The 16516-nt window shown below is 41.9% G+C and carries 17 protein-coding genes; 10 read left to right on the top strand and 7 right to left on the bottom strand.

The annotated features are described in order from the left end of the window. Positions 1–178: 178 nt before the first annotated feature. Positions 179–1678, top strand: a complete 1500-nt coding sequence (locus tag AC623_RS03695; RefSeq protein WP_049660681.1) for an alpha-amylase family glycosyl hydrolase — start codon at positions 179–181, stop codon at positions 1676–1678. A gap of 49 nt (positions 1679–1727) precedes the next feature. Here the strand turns inward: AC623_RS03695 and AC623_RS03700 are convergent, their stop codons facing one another. The 3 genes from AC623_RS03700 to AC623_RS03710 all read right to left on the bottom strand — a co-directional run bounded on the left by AC623_RS03700 (position 1728) and on the right by AC623_RS03710 (position 4080). Next, positions 1728–2594, bottom strand: coding sequence for an SDR family oxidoreductase (locus AC623_RS03700; protein WP_049660682.1), 867 nt, complete (start codon positions 2592–2594; stop codon positions 1728–1730). Between the two features lie 108 nt (positions 2595–2702). Next, a complete protein-coding gene (locus AC623_RS03705; RefSeq protein WP_049660685.1) occupies positions 2703–3194 on the bottom strand; it encodes a YajQ family cyclic di-GMP-binding protein in 492 nt (163 codons plus the stop codon). A gap of 28 nt (positions 3195–3222) precedes the next feature. Next, positions 3223–4080: a DegV family protein gene (locus tag AC623_RS03710; RefSeq protein ID WP_049666209.1), complete on the bottom strand. Its 858-nt coding sequence runs from the start codon at positions 4078–4080 to the stop codon at positions 3223–3225. A gap of 143 nt (positions 4081–4223) precedes the next feature. On the opposite strand from AC623_RS03710, the gene AC623_RS03715 reads away from it, so the two are divergent. Then, on the top strand, positions 4224–5039 hold the full coding sequence (locus tag AC623_RS03715; protein WP_049666211.1) for a YitT family protein: 816 nt from the start codon (positions 4224–4226) through the stop codon (positions 5037–5039). Between the two features lie 51 nt (positions 5040–5090). Here the strand turns inward: AC623_RS03715 and AC623_RS03720 are convergent, their stop codons facing one another. Then, on the bottom strand, positions 5091–5924 hold the full coding sequence (locus AC623_RS03720; RefSeq protein ID WP_049660687.1) for a Cof-type HAD-IIB family hydrolase: 834 nt from the start codon (positions 5922–5924) through the stop codon (positions 5091–5093). A 189-nt stretch (positions 5925–6113) separates the two neighbouring features. Here AC623_RS03720 and AC623_RS03725 point away from each other — a divergent pair, with 189 nt between their 5' ends. Continuing rightward, a complete protein-coding gene (locus AC623_RS03725; protein ID WP_049660688.1) occupies positions 6114–6422 on the top strand; it encodes a metal-sulfur cluster assembly factor in 309 nt (102 codons plus the stop codon). 102 nt (positions 6423–6524) lie between these two features. Here the strand turns inward: AC623_RS03725 and AC623_RS03730 are convergent, their stop codons facing one another. Continuing rightward, on the bottom strand, positions 6525–7337 hold the full coding sequence (locus AC623_RS03730; protein WP_049660690.1) for an undecaprenyl-diphosphate phosphatase: 813 nt from the start codon (positions 7335–7337) through the stop codon (positions 6525–6527). 198 nt (positions 7338–7535) lie between these two features. Here AC623_RS03730 and clpB point away from each other — a divergent pair, with 198 nt between their 5' ends. Then, the gene (clpB, locus tag AC623_RS03735) at positions 7536–10133 is read left to right on the top strand and encodes an ATP-dependent chaperone ClpB (protein WP_049660691.1); all 2598 of its coding nucleotides are present in this window, start codon (positions 7536–7538) and stop codon (positions 10131–10133) included. A gap of 36 nt (positions 10134–10169) precedes the next feature. Here the strand turns inward: clpB and AC623_RS03740 are convergent, their stop codons facing one another. Further along, positions 10170–10352, bottom strand: coding sequence for a YjzD family protein (locus AC623_RS03740; protein ID WP_049660693.1), 183 nt, complete (start codon positions 10350–10352; stop codon positions 10170–10172). A 195-nt stretch (positions 10353–10547) separates the two neighbouring features. On the opposite strand from AC623_RS03740, the gene AC623_RS03745 reads away from it, so the two are divergent. From AC623_RS03745 to AC623_RS03770, 6 genes are all read left to right on the top strand, one after another. Next, positions 10548–11516 (top strand): BMP family ABC transporter substrate-binding protein, encoded by a 969-nt coding sequence (locus AC623_RS03745; RefSeq protein ID WP_049660694.1) that lies wholly within the window; start codon positions 10548–10550, stop codon positions 11514–11516. Between the two features lie 2 nt (positions 11517–11518). Then, positions 11519–11704 (top strand): ComZ family protein, encoded by a 186-nt coding sequence (locus AC623_RS03750; RefSeq protein WP_049660696.1) that lies wholly within the window; start codon positions 11519–11521, stop codon positions 11702–11704. Positions 11705–11884: 180 nt separating this feature from the next. Next, positions 11885–12817, top strand: coding sequence for a beta-ketoacyl-ACP synthase III (locus AC623_RS03755; RefSeq protein WP_049660697.1), 933 nt, complete (start codon positions 11885–11887; stop codon positions 12815–12817). Between the two features lie 40 nt (positions 12818–12857). Further along, complete coding sequence (gene fabF, locus AC623_RS03760) at positions 12858–14102, top strand: beta-ketoacyl-ACP synthase II (RefSeq protein ID WP_049660699.1); 1245 nt, start codon at positions 12858–12860, stop codon at positions 14100–14102. A gap of 188 nt (positions 14103–14290) precedes the next feature. Next, on the top strand, positions 14291–14497 hold the full coding sequence (locus tag AC623_RS03765) for a hypothetical protein (protein WP_049660700.1): 207 nt from the start codon (positions 14291–14293) through the stop codon (positions 14495–14497). An 85-nt stretch (positions 14498–14582) separates the two neighbouring features. Further along, positions 14583–15347 carry a YjbA family protein gene (locus AC623_RS03770; RefSeq protein WP_049660702.1) on the top strand — a complete coding sequence of 255 codons (765 nt, stop codon included), beginning with the start codon at positions 14583–14585 and terminating at the stop codon, positions 15345–15347. Positions 15348–15501: 154 nt separating this feature from the next. On the opposite strand, the gene trpS is transcribed toward AC623_RS03770, so the two are convergent. Further along, on the bottom strand, positions 15502–16491 hold the full coding sequence (trpS, locus tag AC623_RS03775; protein WP_049660703.1) for a tryptophan--tRNA ligase: 990 nt from the start codon (positions 16489–16491) through the stop codon (positions 15502–15504). Positions 16492–16516: the final 25 nt, after the last annotated feature.

Below are 16516 nucleotides of genomic sequence, written 5' to 3' on the forward strand. Positions count from 1 at the left end.
ATTAAAATACCTTTTACACAACCAGTTGTTGGCAGTCTGCCGGCGACTGGTTGTTTATTTTTGTTTGGCTGCCTAATTCTTGTAGATTTGTTGAATTTTCTTTTTTGCGTTTGACGGCTGTCCCGGAAAAGCGTAATCTTAGAAGCGGTACGATCATTTTTTGGAGGGGGAAGCGGAAGTGAAAAAAACATTATTTTCGCTCGTCTTATTGCCGTTTCTTCTTTTATACGCCTTACCTGTTAGCGCTGTAGAAAAAGAAGAACGAACGTGGCAAGATGAAACAATGTATTATGTAATGACCGATCGTTTTCATAATGGTGATAATAAGAATGATAAAGAGATTAATAATCATGATCTGCGAGCCTATCAAGGCGGGGATTTCACTGGTGCGGCTGAGAAGCTGGACTATTTGCATGATATGGGGATTACTTCTATCATTATTAGCCCAGTTTTTGAAAACGCAAAGGGTGGCTATCATGGCTACTGGATCACTGATTTTTATAAAACGAATAAACAGTTCGGTTCCCTGAAAGAACTCAATCATCTCGTCAAGGAAGCGCATGATCGGGATATGAAAGTCATTGTTGATTTTCCTATTATGCAGGTGAGCCCATCTCATCCATGGGTAAAGGATGCGGCAAAAGCAGATTGGTTTGTCACAAAAAGTGGCCATGCAGAAGAAAAGTGGCTCGGTCAAATGGCTGTGCTAAATCTTGAAAATGAAGCGGTGAAGCAGGAATTGACCAAAGTTGGTAAGTGGTGGATGAAGAAAGCGGATGTTGATGGGTACTACTTAAGCGATTCTGCCAACGCCCCTATTTCTTTCCTGCAAGATTTTTCTGCCCAACTGAAGCAGCAACAGAAAAACTTCTTTTTGCTTGGCAGCAATGATGGAAAAACGGAAATTAAGCACTTTGAAAAATCTGGTCTTGATAGTGTGATGAATGCAGAACTTGCGGGCTTGCTTCAAGAGCAATTTAAAAATGTAAATGAACCTTCTAATCAAAGTGCTGCCCTTTTAAAGAAAGAGTCGGAAGAGAGTTCGCTGTTGCTAGCCAACTATCTAGATTCTAACAAGACCGATCGCTTTACGAAAAAAACGGTAGAAGAAAACATGTTTCCAGGTACAAGATGGATGATGGCCTTAACCTATTTATATACCGTGCCAGGCGTGCCGGTTGTTTATTATGGCTCAGAAGTGGCGCTTAATGGGCAAGAAGGTCCGGAAAGCCATCGTCTGCTCAGCTTCAAAGAAGATCAGGAATTAATTGATCATATGAAAAAAATTGGAGAATTGCGTCAAAAGCTTCCAGCGTTAACACGCGGCTCCTATGAACCGATTTATGATAAAGATGGTATGACGGTATTTAAACGGCAGTATAAAGATGAAACACTGATTGTGGCAGTCAATAATTCAAATAAAACGCAAAAGGTAACGATTCCAGCTGAAGAGCTCGATCGCAATAAAGAGTTGCGGGGTTTGCTTGAAGGAGGACTGGCTCGTCCGGAAGAAGAAAAGTTTTCTCTCATACTCGATAGGGAGACAGCAGAAATATATGCACTTACTGAGAAGGTAGGAGTGAATAAGTTATTTATCGCGGCTCTCGCTGCTGTCTATATTATTTTTATGGCTTTCCTCTATCTTGTATGGAAGAGGGGAAAAGCATCTCGCCAATAAAATTAACAAAAAGGGACTGCATAGTAAGCAGTCCCTTTTTGCTTCGTTATCACCCGTTTACAACCGTTCCTCCATTCACATGAATCATTTGGCCGGAGACATAGCTGGAGTCATTGCTTGCTAAGAAAACATAAGCAGGTGCCAGCTCGTAAGGCTGTCCGGCACGGCCAAATGGTGTATCAGCACCGAACTTGGACACTTTTTCCGCAGAGAAAGTAGAAGGGATGAGCGGTGTCCAAATAGGACCTGGTGCTACGCCATTTACACGAATGCCATCTTTTGCAAGCGAGGCGGCGAGAGAACGTGTAAAGGAAACAATCGCTCCCTTCGTTGCTGAGTAATCAATCAATGTTGGATTTCCTTTATAGGCAGTAATCGAAGCTGTATTAATAATGCTTGCTCCTTTTTTAAGATGAGGAAGTGCAGCCTTCGTCATGTAAAAGTAGCCAAAGATATTCGTGCGGAACGTTTTTTCGAGCTGCTCGGCTGTAATATCAAGCAGGCTATTTTGCGGATGCTGTTCACCGGCATTGTTAACGAGAACATCGATTTTTCCAAATGCATCGAGTGTTTTTTGTACGGCTTCTTGACAAAATTCCTCAGAGCCAATATCTCCTGCAATGAGGAGGCATTGCCGGCCTTCTTGTTCAATGAGTTTTTTCGTTTCTTCTGCGTCTTCATGGTTCTCTAAGTAAACGATGGCAACATCGGCACCTTCGCGGGCAAAGTAAACAGCTGCTGCCCGGCCGATTCCGCTGTCCGCACCGGTTAATAATGCTTTTTTGCCTTCCAGTTTGCCGCTGCCTTTATAGTCACTGTCCACATGATCAGGCTGCGGATGCATCAGCTCAGTTTTTCCCGAATGCACGTCTTGATGTTGTTTCGGAAAAGTTTGCTTTTGTTCTTGCTGACTCATCGAATCACTCCTTATATAAATTCTATGTCCACGTTATGTTTACCCGTCATATCCGCGTTTAACCATAAAAAAACCGGATGGAGTAGTTCCATCCGGTTAACATAAGGATTAACGAAAATTAACAAATTGCACATCTACAGCCAAATCGGCTTCGCGGACAAGAGACATGACTTTTTGAAGGTCATCTTTGCTTTTGCCTGTTATCCGCAGCTGGTCTCCTTGAATTAGTGATTTTACCTTTAGTCCACTGTCTTTAATAAGTGAATTGATTTTCTTAGCAGTCTCTTTATCAATGCCCTGTACCAGTTTGGCGCGTTGGCGGACAGTGCCGCCCGAGGCTCCTTCTATTTTTCCATAGTCAAGATTTTTTACAGGTACAGAACGTTTAATGAGCTTGCTGATTAGTACGTCTTTTAATTGTTCCAATTTGAACTCATCGTCTGAAATAAGAACGAGTTCCTCTTTATCGAGTGAAAGGTCGCTTTTGCTTCCTTTAAAATCATAGCGTGTCTGAATTTCCTTTAACGCTTGGGTGATGGCATTCGTTACCTCCGAAAAATCTACTTTTGACACAATATCAAATGAGTTTTCTTTTGACATGTCTTTTCCACCTTTCTATTTGTTCAATTTAGGATGATGGTACTTTATTTAAGAAAAATAGGGCAATTGTGCCTGGTCCTGCATGAGAAGCGATTGCTGAACCGATAATATGGGTAAAAATTTCTTGAGAATGAAAACGTTCATCAATCATCTTTTTTAGCAGTTCGGCTGCTTCAGGATCATCACCATGACTAATCGCGATTCGTTGCTTGTTAAGCTGTTCTCCGCGCTGCTCCATCATATCGAGCATCCGGTTAAACGCCTTTTTACGACCGCGAATTTTCTCAATAGGGATGAGTTTTCCTTCACTTACGTGTAAAATTGGCTTAATGTTTAACAATCCGCCAATCCAAGCGGCGCCGCTTGAGAGTCTGCCGCCTTTGGCAAGATGATTCAAATCTTCAACGGTGAAAATATGCTCCATATGTTGACAATAGAATTCGATGTCCGCTATAATACTTTCTTTTGGCCAGCCTTTTTGTAAGTTTTCAGCGGCCCTCATGACGATTAAGCCATAGCCTAAGGAGGCGGCCTTCGTGTCGATAATCGTTAGATCAAGGTCAGCGTACTTTTCTTTTACTTGATCGCGAACCATGACGGCTGTCTGATATGTACCGGAAAGGGCAGAAGAGAAGGCAGGATAAATACCCGGTTCGCCGCTTTCCGCAAGTTCTGTAAATAGTTTTTCGAGCAGAAGCGGGGAAATTTGGGACGTTTTCGGCATTTCACCTTGACGAATAGCCTTGTATACTTCTTTTGGGTCGATGCCTTTTATATCTTCATAATCTTTGCCGTACAAATGAACATGAAGCGGAATGAGTGTGACCTGATGGCTTTCAAAAAAATGGAGTGGCAGATCGCACCCTGAATCAGCGAATAGCTTCATTTGTTGAATACCCCCTTTATCTGTAATAATTGTAAAGGCTTCACCGGAAAATAACAATTAAATTTAACCCCAGCTGCTTAGCAGCAGAACGAGGAGGAGAGAAGTTGGTAAAAGAGTCAGTTTGGAGTTTATCAAAGAAAATAATGATTGTAATTATTGGTGCTTTTTTAAATGCCTTATCCATGAACTTGTTCTTAATCCCAGCAAATGTATATGCAAGCGGCTTCCAAGGCGTAGCTCAGTTGCTGTCTAATATTTTTACTTCTTTTACGCCAATTAATGTATCTGTAGGATTCTTACTGGTCTTATTAAATATTCCTGTAGCGCTTTTAGGCTGGTTCAAAGTAGGAAAGTCTTTTACGGTTTTCAGTTTTTTATCAGTTGTGATTTCTACCATTTTTCTTGAATTGATCCCGATAAAAGCAGTATCCGAAGATATTATTTTAAATGCCGTTTTTGGCGGTGTCATTGGGGCTACAGGTGTTGGGCTCACGTTAAAGTGGGGGGCATCAACTGGTGGGCTTGATATCGTAGCGATGATTCTTTCTAGAATGAAAGATCGGCCAATCGGGAACTATTTCCTCGTAATGAATGGGATTATCATTTTGCTGGCAGGTCTCATTTTCGGTTGGGAAAAAGCGTTATATACACTCGTAGCATTATATGTCACTACACGCGTAGTCGATGCGATTCATACCCGCCACGCTAAATTGACCGCCATGATTATTACCGATAAATCCGAAGAAATGAAAAAGGCGATTCATGCTAAGCTTGTGCGGGGAATCACAGTGCTGCCAGCAAAAGGGGCTTTCTCAGGTCATGAGCGTGAAATGCTGATGATTGTCATTACACGATATGAGCTTTACGATTTAGAACGAATTATAAAAGAAGTAGACCCAAATGCTTTTACCAACATTGTAGAAACAGCAGGTATTTTTGGTTTTTTCAGGAAGGATTAACGAGAGAAAGGGCCGGCTTGTACGCAAGGATAGCGTGCAAGCCGGCCCTTTTTAAATCACTGATTTTTCATCAATGGTAATGTTTAGTTTATCCTCTAAAAAGATCGCTACTCCATCTTCTTCATTCGTTAAGGTCACTTCGTTGGCAATGTTTTTTAATTCATTGATCGCATTGCCCATTGCCACCCCGGTGCCTGCATATTCGATCATTTCCAAATCGTTGTCCTCGTCACCGAAAGCAATGATCCGCTCTTTAGGAATATTCAGGTCAGCAGCTGCCCGCTGGATGCCGATTGCCTTATTCAGGCCTAATTTAACTAGCTCAATCACATGCCATGGGGCAGTCCAACGTCTATGATGAATGACTTCGGCATGAACCTCGCTTAAATGATCGCGAATGAGAGGGGCTGTTTTTTCAGTGGCATGGATGAGCATACAGGTAGGATCATCCATAAGCATTTGGCGCAAGTCGCCAGTGGTAATAGAAGGTTCCCCTAAATTAAATAAGTTAATCAGCCGTTCATCATGGTAGTGGAAATACAAATCATCCTGAACTTCTGCAATAATATTATGAAAATCAAAATCGTGGCATGCTTCTACGATTTCGGCAGCTGTTTTGATGTTCATCGGTTCATGATAGATTCCCCAGTTATTGTTTCTCGGATGATGAACAAAGGCGCCATTAAAATTGACGATAGGCGTTACTAATCCCAGCTCATGGTAATAAAGTCCGCTGGAGCGATACGGACGCCCTGTCGCAATCATGACTTCATGGCCTTGCTCCATTGCTTTTTTCAACACTTGTTTTGTACGGGTGGAGATCTGTTTATCATCCGTAAGCAGTGTTCCATCTAAATCGACGACAATTAAATGTTTTTCAGCCATTGACTTGCAGACACTCCCTTTCATCGTTTCTCTTCTTTCAGTGTACGCTTAATTCCATACTTATGTCCAATAAAGCATGGATATTTACATTAAATTTACCGCTTCGTTGGAAAATAAGCATTCTAGGTGATAATTTGTCCGTTGCTTTGTTATCATAGGAGTAACCCAAAGCTAGAAGGAGGAAGAAGAATGGATCAGGATCTGAAAGAAAATATTTTAGGAGCGCTTGAGCAAGTCGTTGACCCTGAGCTTGGCATTGATATTGTCAATCTTGGGCTCGTATATGACGTTGACATGGACGAAGCAGGTAAAACGAAAGTAACCATGACATTAACTTCAATGGGCTGTCCGCTAGCCGGCATTATTGTAGATCAGGTGAAAGCAGCGCTCGCAGATATTCCAGAAGTGAAAGAGGTAGAAGTGGACATTGTTTGGAACCCGCCATGGTCACGAGATATGATGTCACGCTACGCTAAGATTGCTCTTGGCATTCAATAAATAATGACAAAAAAGCACCGGCTGCTGAAAGCAGGTGCTTTTTTATGGACTATTAAATTTTAAAAAAGATGAACAGGCTTTCAAGCTAAGATAATTTCTTAATTAAAGGAAAAGCAATACGAGCGGTCCGACGATGAAACAGTAAATAGCAAAGTATTTTAAATTGCCCTGAGCCATAATGTTCATGAACCATTTTAAGGAGAAGTAAGACATAATAAACGATCCGATAAAAGCAACTGTATAAGGAATAGCCAAATGCTGTAAGTTAGGGTCGCTTAAAATATCGGAAAAGCTTAGAATCATGCCGCCGACGCTAACAGGAATAAATAAAAGGAAAGAAAAGCGAAGAGCCGTCTCTTGTTTCATACCAAGCCCCATAGCCGCCACAATGGTCGCCCCTGATCGGCTGATTCCTGGAATGAGGGCGATTGCCTGGGCACAGCCGATGATAATCGCATCTTTTAATCTCATGTCTCCATCATTTTTGCGACCTCTTAAATTTCGGATCGTCCAAAGGGCAATCCCTGTAATAATCAGTGTAATGGCTACTGTACGGACAGATGACAATTTGTCTTCAATAAAGTCACCGAATACGATACCAATCACACCAGCTGGAATAGTAGCAATCACTAAGTAGACAATAAACATGAACTCAGAGCGATCCTTTGGATTACGGTCTTTTATGTAGCTCAGTCCATTCCCGGCAAGGCGCATAATGTCAGCTCGATAAACGGCAAGTACGGCGAGTAAGGAGGCTGAGTTAACGAGCAGTTCAAAAGATAGTCCTTTAATCTCGATTCCGAAAAAGTGTTTAGCCAGTTGCAGATGACCGCTTGAAGAAATTGGAATTGGTTCTGTAAAACCTTGGAACAAACCTAAAATTAAGTATTTTAATAGTAAATAAGCATTCTCCACTTTAAACTCCTCCATTAATCCATTTCACTTTTATACTGTAGCATCATAGGGAAAGAAAGTATAAAGATATCCTTTTATTTTAAAAGAACCGACAATGTAAAAAGTTTTCTTTGATTACCTTATTACTTTACATTTCAAGTTAGAAGGAAATATAATCTAATCAAAGGTCAAAAAAGGTCAAGAGAGGTGGAGAGCAATTTGGATATCGAACGGATGACACTGTCAGTGCAGGAAACATTGGCTCAATCGCAAAAAATTGCAGAAGAACATCAACACACAGAAATCGATCTTGTCCATTTCCTGCTGGCTCTGATCGACCGGCCTGACAGCCTTATGGCAAGAATTATAGAACGAGCAGGCAGTAATAATGCTAGGTGGATTTCATTTTTGCAGGAAGAGCTCGCAAAGAAACCATCGATTGCTGGAGCTGGGGTAAAGTACGGAGCCTACCTTTCAGCAGCTTTGCAATCTGCTTTGAATGAAGCGGAGCGGCTGAAGGAAAAGTGGGAGGATGAGTATTTATCGGTTGAACATATTGCTGCGGTTCTGCCTGTGACAAGCGATTACGCAGTAAAGAAATTTTTAGAGAAGGAACAACTGACGAAAGACAAAATAAATGAAGCAATTAAAGAGATAAGGGGGAATCAAAAAGTGACATCACAACAGCCGGAAGCAGGCTATGAAGCATTAAAAAAATATGGCCGTGATTTAGTGGAGGAAGTTCGCTCTGGAAAGATTGATCCCGTGATTGGCCGTGACAATGAAATTCGCCATGTAATTCGCATTCTTTCCCGGAAAACAAAAAACAATCCAGTTCTCATCGGTGAACCAGGGGTCGGAAAGACGGCGATCGTTGAAGGGTTGGCACAAAGAATCGTTCGTAAAGATGTGCCAGAAGGATTAAAGGATAAAACGATTTTTGCGCTTGATATGAGTGCGCTTATTGCCGGCGCAAAATTTCGCGGAGAGTTTGAAGAAAGACTAAAGGCCGTTTTGAATGAAATTAAAAAAAGTGACGGCCGTATTTTACTGTTCATCGACGAGCTGCATACGATTGTTGGAGCTGGAAAAACAGAAGGGGCTATGGATGCCGGCAATATGTTAAAGCCGATGCTTGCACGGGGAGAACTGCATTGTATTGGTGCAACCACACTTGAAGAGCATCGAAAATATATTGAAAAAGATCCAGCATTAGAGCGTCGTTTCCAACAAGTACTCGTTCAAGAGCCGACACCTGAAGACACTATTTCCATTTTGCGGGGATTAAAGGAGCGGTTTGAGATCCATCACGGGGTAAAAATTCACGATCGCGCACTCGTTGCTGCCGCCGTATTGTCCAATCGGTATATTACTGACCGTTTTCTGCCGGACAAGGCCATTGACCTTGTGGATGAAGCCTGTGCAACAATCCGGACGGAAATCGACTCAATGCCAAGCGAGCTGGATGAAGTGACCCGTCGTGTCATGCAGTTAGAAATTGAAGAAGCGGCTCTTCAAAAAGAGACGGATCTCTCGAGTAAAGAAAGATTAGAGCAATTACAGGAAGAATTGGCGAATTTAAAAGAAAAAGCAAATGAAATGAGAGCGCGCTGGTCTGCTGAAAAAGAAGCGATTGGGCAGGTACAGGAAAAAAGAGAATTGCTTGAAAAGCTTAGAAGAGAATTAGAAGATGCGGAAAGCCGTTATGATTTAAATAAGGCTGCTGAGCTTCGACATGGCAGAATCCCGGCTGTCGAGAAAGAGCTTGCCCGGTTAGAGGAAGAAATGGAGCAAGCCAATAAAAGCGATAACCGTTTACTCCGTGAAGAAGTGACAGAGGAGGAAATTGCCGATATTGTAGCACGCTGGACAGGCATTCCTGTAACAAAGCTCGTGGAAGGCGAACGGGAGAAGCTGCTTCGCTTAGAAAGCATTATGCATGAGCGCGTTGTCGGACAAGATGAAGCCGTTCAACTCGTCAGCGATGCAGTCCTTCGCGCGCGTGCTGGAATTAAAGACCCAAACCGGCCGATCGGTTCATTTATTTTCCTAGGTCCGACTGGTGTGGGAAAAACCGAGCTGGCGAAGACACTGGCTAGCACATTGTTTGACAGCGAAGAGCAAATGATTCGTATTGATATGTCAGAATACATGGAGAAACATGCGGTTTCCCGCTTAATCGGTGCGCCTCCCGGATATGTCGGTTTTGAAGAAGGCGGTCAGCTGACGGAAGCTTTGCGCAGAAAGCCATATTCTGTTGTGCTGCTTGATGAAATCGAGAAGGCGCATCCAGAAGTATTTAATATTTTGCTGCAAATGCTGGACGATGGGCGGATTACTGACTCACAGGGACGGACTGTTGATTGTAAAAATACAGTCGTGATTATGACGTCTAATATTGGCTCTGAATATTTGCTTGATCGCAAAGAAAATGAAGAAGAAATTCAAGAGGAAACAAAAGAAAAAGTACTGCGGCAGTTAAGAAGCCATTTTCGCCCTGAATTTTTAAATCGTGTGGATGATATCGTGCTCTTCAAGCCATTAAGTCTTGAAAACATTAAAGGCATTGCAGAAAGAATGGTCAATGACTTGAAAAAACGGCTTGAGGATCAGCAAATTAATTTGGCGCTTACAGAAAAAGCAAAGGAATTTATTGCAAAAGAGGGGTTCGACCCTGTATATGGAGCACGGCCATTAAAGCGTTTTATTCAGCATCAAATTGAAACGAAGCTTGCTCGTGCGATTATTTCCGGGGCTATTCCTCCTCACAGTGAAGCGACAGTCGATGTTGAAAATGAAGAGCTTGTTATTATATAAAAGAAAAGCAGCTGCATTTGCAGCTGCTTTTGTAAATTAATGCTGTCCGGCATGCTCGTCTGTGATAAGTGTCGAAAGAATAAACAAAATGATAGTAGCAAGAATTGAAAGCATCAAGCCTGTCATGAAGCTGAATTCAGAGCCGTTCATCGAGCTAACAACATATGTTAACATTTCCGTCAATAAGAAAGTCCAAAAGAAAGTCATGATATATTGCATGGAATATCCCTCCTTCGAAAGAAGATATGTATATAAGCCAACACTAATCATAGCACAATAGAGAAACAGATTTAAATGAATTTTTGTCATTATTATTAACATTTTTATTCATCTTATGTAAAAAAACTTTTTCTTCTTACTAAATACAGTTAAGATAAAGGAAGGTGGGTGTTTTTCTATAAAAGGAGAAAGAACATGGTCAACAAAAGATTACTAATGATACTAGGGATTTGTTTACTTATAGTTCTTCCAGGCTGTTCAGAGAAAAAAGAAGACAAACTGGAGAGAGTCGGCTTGCTTGTTCCTGATACAATTAACGATCAAGTATGGGGAACAAACGGGTACAAGGGAATGTTAAAAATCCAAGATAAGTATGGAGTAGATATTTTTTATAAAGAAAACATTCATTCTCAAATACTAGTAGAACGGGCTGTTGAGGAGTTTTCACATAAAGGGGTCAATATTGTATTTGGCCATAGCAGTGAATATGCCGACTATTTCAACAAGCTCGCGCCTGAGTACCCTAACATGCACTTTGTTAGTTTTAATGGCAATGCTAACGAGAAAAATACAACAAGTTTGAAGTTTGAAGCCCATGCGATGGGGTTCTTTGGAGGAATGACAGCCGCTCATTTTTCTAAAACAGGAACCATCGGTGTGGTAGCAACTTATAAATGGCAGCCGGAAGTAAAAGGATTTGTAGAAGGTGCAGAATTCGAACGCAAAGACATTCGTGTCGTCACCGAGTACGTCGAAAATTGGGATAATACCGATAAAGCCCTGCAGCTGCTTGATAAAGTAACCGAAGAGGGCGCTGATGTTGTCTATCCAGCCGGAGATGGCTATAATGTACCTGTTATTGAAAGGCTAAAAGCAAAAGGGCTGTATGCAATTGGGTATGTATCGGATCAGTCGGATCTTGGAAAAGATACGGTCTTAACGAGTACAGTTCAGCACGTAGACCAACTGTACTTGCTCGTTGCTGACGAATTCGTAAAAGGAAAATTGAAATCTGGCAATCTTCATTTTGACTTTGCGGACGGGGTCATTTCCTTAAGTCCGTTTAGCCCGGAAGTAGATAAAGCTTTTCAAAAGAAAATAAAAGGGTATATTGACCAGTATATCAAAACTGGCAAGCTGCCGAATAAGCAAATGGAGGAATAAGAATGAACGAAAACAAAAACATGGAATTCATGCAAATTGCGATGAAATACTTGCCGGAAGCACAAGAAAAACTAAAAGAGTCGGGCATTGAGTTTTCAATGGATTTAATCGAACCATTCATGAGCATGTTCTTGAACGTGATGAATGAAGCATATGAGTTAGGCAAGAAAGACGCACAACAGGATTAAGAGTAAAAAGGAGCGGCTCCAAACACGGAGCCGCTTCTTTTTTGTAGACAGGATCATACCCCATACGCCGTAAAATGACAGGATTCACCTATTGCAAAATCGGCCCTTTTTCAGTAAAATTAGTACCAAGTCTTAATAATTGATTATATACTAATAAAGCAGTTGAAAGAAGGGAACCTGATGAACGCAGGGATTATTGGAATGGGCCAATTTGTGCCTGAAAAAGAAGTGACAAACTTTGATTTAGAAAAAATAATGGATACATCAGATGAATGGATCCGTACAAGAACAGGAATTGAATCTCGAAGAATCGCAGATGATGATACAGATACATCCGATATGGGAGTAAAAGCAGCCGAGCAGGCTGTGAAGAATGCAGGAATTTCTCCGGAGGAAATTGATTTAATTATTGTGGCCACCGTGACTCCAGACTACCGTTTTCCTTCTGTTGCGACGATGATCCAGCATCAAATTGGTGCAAAAAATGCGGCGGCTATGGACATTAGTGCGGCTTGTGCCGGTTTCATGTACGGGATTGTAACAGGAAAGCAATTCATTGAAACGAATGATTATAAGTATGTCCTTGTTGTAGGTGTGGAGAAACTAACAAAAGCAGTGGATTGGTCAGACCGGAATACAGCTGTTTTATTCGGTGACGGCGCCGGAGCGGCTGTTCTTGGCCAGGTATCGGAAGGACGCGGTATTTTATCTTTTGAACTTGGTGCGGATGGTTCTGGTCTAAAGCATTTATATCAAAAGGATTATATTAAAATGAATGGCCGGGAAGTGTTCAAATTTGCTGTGCGCCAAATGGGAGAGTCTTGCGTAAACGTATTAGAAAAAGCAGGTCTTCAAAAGGAAGACGTTGACTTCTTACTGCCGCATCAGGCAAATATCCGCATTATGGAGGCAGCTCGCCAGCGATTAGATTTGCCTCAGGAAAAGATGTCAGTCACAATTAACAAGTATGGAAACACATCATCTGCTTCTATACCGATCACGTTAATGGAAGAGCTTCAATCAGGAAAAATTAAAGACGATGATTTGTTAATTATGGTTGGTTTTGGCGGCGGACTCACATGGGGTGCGATTGCAATGAGGTGGGGACGCTAGACTCGTATAGTTATTGAATCAATGCTAAGGAGTGGAAAAAGTGGAAAAACGCAGAGTAGTAATTACCGGGCTTGGAATTGTTTCGCCCGTTGGAAGTACAGTAGAAGAAGCATGGGCTAATATTTTAAGTGGTGTTAGTGGCATTAAGCCGTTAACAAGAGTAAATCCGGATGACTATCCAGTAAAGGTAGCGGCAGAAATTACAGATTTCAATCCGGAAGATTTTATGGATAAAAGAGATGCCCGCAAAATGGACCGTTTTACACAATATGCGGTTGCAGCAGCGAAGATGGCTGTGAAAAACGCTGATTTGACAATTGATGAATCAAATGCTGACCGCATCGGTGTTTGGGTTGGTTCTGGAATCGGCGGTATGGAAACGTTCGAAAACCAGTTCAAAACCTTCCTTGATCGCGGTTACCGCCGTGTCAGTCCATTCTTTGTGCCAATGATGATACCAGATATGGCGGCTGGACAAGTATCTATTTTCTTAGGAGCGAAAGGTGTTAACTCTTGTACAGTAACAGCATGTGCAACTGGTACGAACTCGATTGGTGATGCCTTCAAAGTGATTCAACGCGGAGATGCAGATGCAATGATCACAGGAGGAAGTGAAGCGCCAATTACCCAAATGTCTGTAGCTGGTTTCTGTGCGAATACCGCTTTATCGACAAATCCTGATCCAAAAACAGCAAGCCGTCCGTTTGACGCGAATCGTGATGGCTTCGTTATGGGAGAAGGAGCAGGCATCGTTGTTCTGGAAGAACTTGAACATGCTAAAAAGCGCGGAGCCCACATTTATGCAGAGATTGTCGGTTACGGTTCTACAGGTGATGCCCATCATATTACAGCACCAGCACCAGATGGCGAAGGTGGAGCAAGAGCGATGAGCATAGCGCTTGAAGACGGTGGAATTAAGCTGGAAGACGTAGACTATATTAACGCTCATGGAACAAGTACACCGTATAACGATGAATTTGAAACAACGGCGATTAAGCATGTATTCGGTGAGCATGCTTATAAATTAGCGGTCAGCTCAACAAAGTCCATGACAGGCCACTTGCTTGGTGCTGCTGGAGGAGTAGAGGCGATCTTTACCGCTTTGGCGATCAAAAACAACATGCTGCCGCCAACGATTAATTACGAAACACCAGATCCAAAATGTGATTTAGATTACGTAACGAATACATCACGAAAAAAAGAAATAGACGTGGCTCTCAGCAACTCACTTGGCTTCGGCGGCCACAATGCAACCATCGCTTTGCGTAAATACAAACCTGAATAAACTACATGAAGAAGATGAATAAAAGATCGACTTTTATTCATCTTTTTGTTTACTTCAGCGTTTTCCAAACAGTATGTTCGTCCCGAAAGTTGTATTCTAATAAGTCTTTTGGACATTTTTTTTTTTAAAAGGCATACATATATAGGACAAGCTGCTGCAGCCTAATCAATTGATAAAGGAAGAAGAAAATGGCCCTACGCCTAGTTGCCTTTTTAATCGGATTCGGCTTGTCCATTCTTGGTGGAGTAAGCTGTATCATGTATTTAAATTTGCTGACAGCCGGATTCACTGTGCAGGAATATTTCCAATTTGTATTTGAACGAACGGAATGTTATTTGTTGGCCGCTGGCGTTTTCATGATGACAGCCGCTCTTTATTTTCCAACGAGGCAATAAAGAAAAAATAGTCGTTCAAGGAATAATTTTACTTCGCTTTGCCCATACTTTAAGACAAATAGATGAAGAAGTGAGGAGGTTCATTATGTTATATCTTCATGATGTCTGGGTGAACTGGTTTGAAGGGGAGGAAAACGGGTACAACGTATGCCATTATCATGAATGGCGCAAAGAGGACGCTGTCGAGCTATTAGATCAGGTGCCTCTGCTTTTAATAGATGAGAAATTATTTTATTATATTGAAAATCAATTAGCGGAATTACCAAAACAAATGCTTGAGGATGTTCGGAAAAAAGCCTTCCTTAGAAGAAATCATGAGCGGATTCAACTTGAACATTGCTTCGTCGTCACGGATGGAAAAGGCATTTTAGCTGTTGATACGATGGGTTACACAATTCCCGTTCGAAAAAGCCGTCTTGTGCCGAGACAAGAACAGTTAGCTTTCGAGATGTTTGAAGTTCATCCTGTTACTTCCTATGAGCTAGAATGGGAAATGGAAGAAAAGGAATATCATATTTTATCGCTTTCTCCTGAGAGCATGAGCGGATTGACAAGAAAAGAAAGACAACTAAAACAGCTCTTATTTATGGCACTCGATCAATTATTTTCTTCCAAAAACTCAGCAGAAATTCGTTATTGGTATACAGAGTGGATGCCAGAACGCTATGAAGATATTCAGACGATGAACGTGGAAGACATCAAGCGGATTTTCCTTGAGGAAGCACTAGAAGGGTGGACAAGCCGCCACGATCGTCTTTGTGAAAATCTGATAAAAGGGCAGCCGTTTTTTGAAAAGCTGTGGGAAACAGAACACTCTTCAAAATTAAATCAATTAAACGAAAAAAGCTGAACCGGATAGGGTTCAGCTTTTTCAGACTGTTGACAAACGCTCGCTTTCTTTGTTGCTCGTCCGATTGCGGTGCTCATGACCCTCATGGTCACTCTGCTCCTCGTCAGGCTTCGCGCCTCGAAAGACAAACGCTTTCAATCAGCCTGAGATGTTCTTATTTTCTTTTTCGGCCAAGGCCCATAGCGTTTTCCATCTTCTTTACCATCTTGCCCGCCACTTGATTGGCTTTAGCGGCTCCTTCATCAAGGATATCGTCAAGCTCTTCAGATTCGACAAGCTCATAGTAACGCTTTTGAATTGGCTCTAAATGACGGACAACCACTTCAGCTAGTTCAGCTTTAAAGTCACCGTAACCTCTTCCTTCATAGCGCTTTTCAATGTCTTCGATAGACAAGCCGCCCAACACAGAATAAATGGACATGAGATTGGAAATGCCCGGTTTTTCCTCTTTGTCGTATTTGACAATGCCGTCTGAGTCCGTCACAGCACTTTTAATTTTCTTTTCAATTTGTTTCGGATCATCTAGCAGTGAAATGAACGCTTTGCTATTTGGATCAGATTTACTCATTTTTTTAGTCGGGTCTTGCAGTGACATCACCCGAGCGCCCGCTTTAGGAATGCGCACTTCAGGGATTGTGAAAATATCATTGTATTTGCGGTTAAATCTTTCAGCAAGATCTCTCGTCAGCTCAAGGTGCTGTTTTTGGTCTTCACCAACAGGGACTAGATCCGCTCCATAAAGGAGAATATCTGCAGCCATGAGCGGCGGATAGGTTAATAAACCTGCAGAGACGGCTTCTTTGCCGGCTGATTTATCTTTGAACTGTGTCATCCGCTCTAATTCGCCAATATAGGCAACACATTGAAGCATCCAGCCTGCCTGAGCATGAGCCGGTACTTCTGATTGGATAAACAACGTAGCTTTTTTAGGGTCGATTCCAACAGCTATGTATAAAGCGGCTAGGTTGCGGATATTTTGACGCAGCTTAAGACGATCTTGCGGAACCGTAATAGCATGCTGATCAACGATGCAGAAATAACAATTGTAATCATCCTGCAGTTCAGTAAATTGTTTGAGAGCCCCAATGTAGTTGCCAAGCGTAATAGTTCCACTCGGCTGGATGCCGGAAAATATTGTTTTCATAAAATAATCCCTCACTTCTTAGTTG

This window comes from Bacillus sp. FJAT-27231 (genome assembly GCF_001183975.1).
Taxonomy (GTDB): domain Bacteria; phylum Bacillota; class Bacilli; order Bacillales; family Domibacillaceae; genus Pseudobacillus; species Pseudobacillus wudalianchiensis.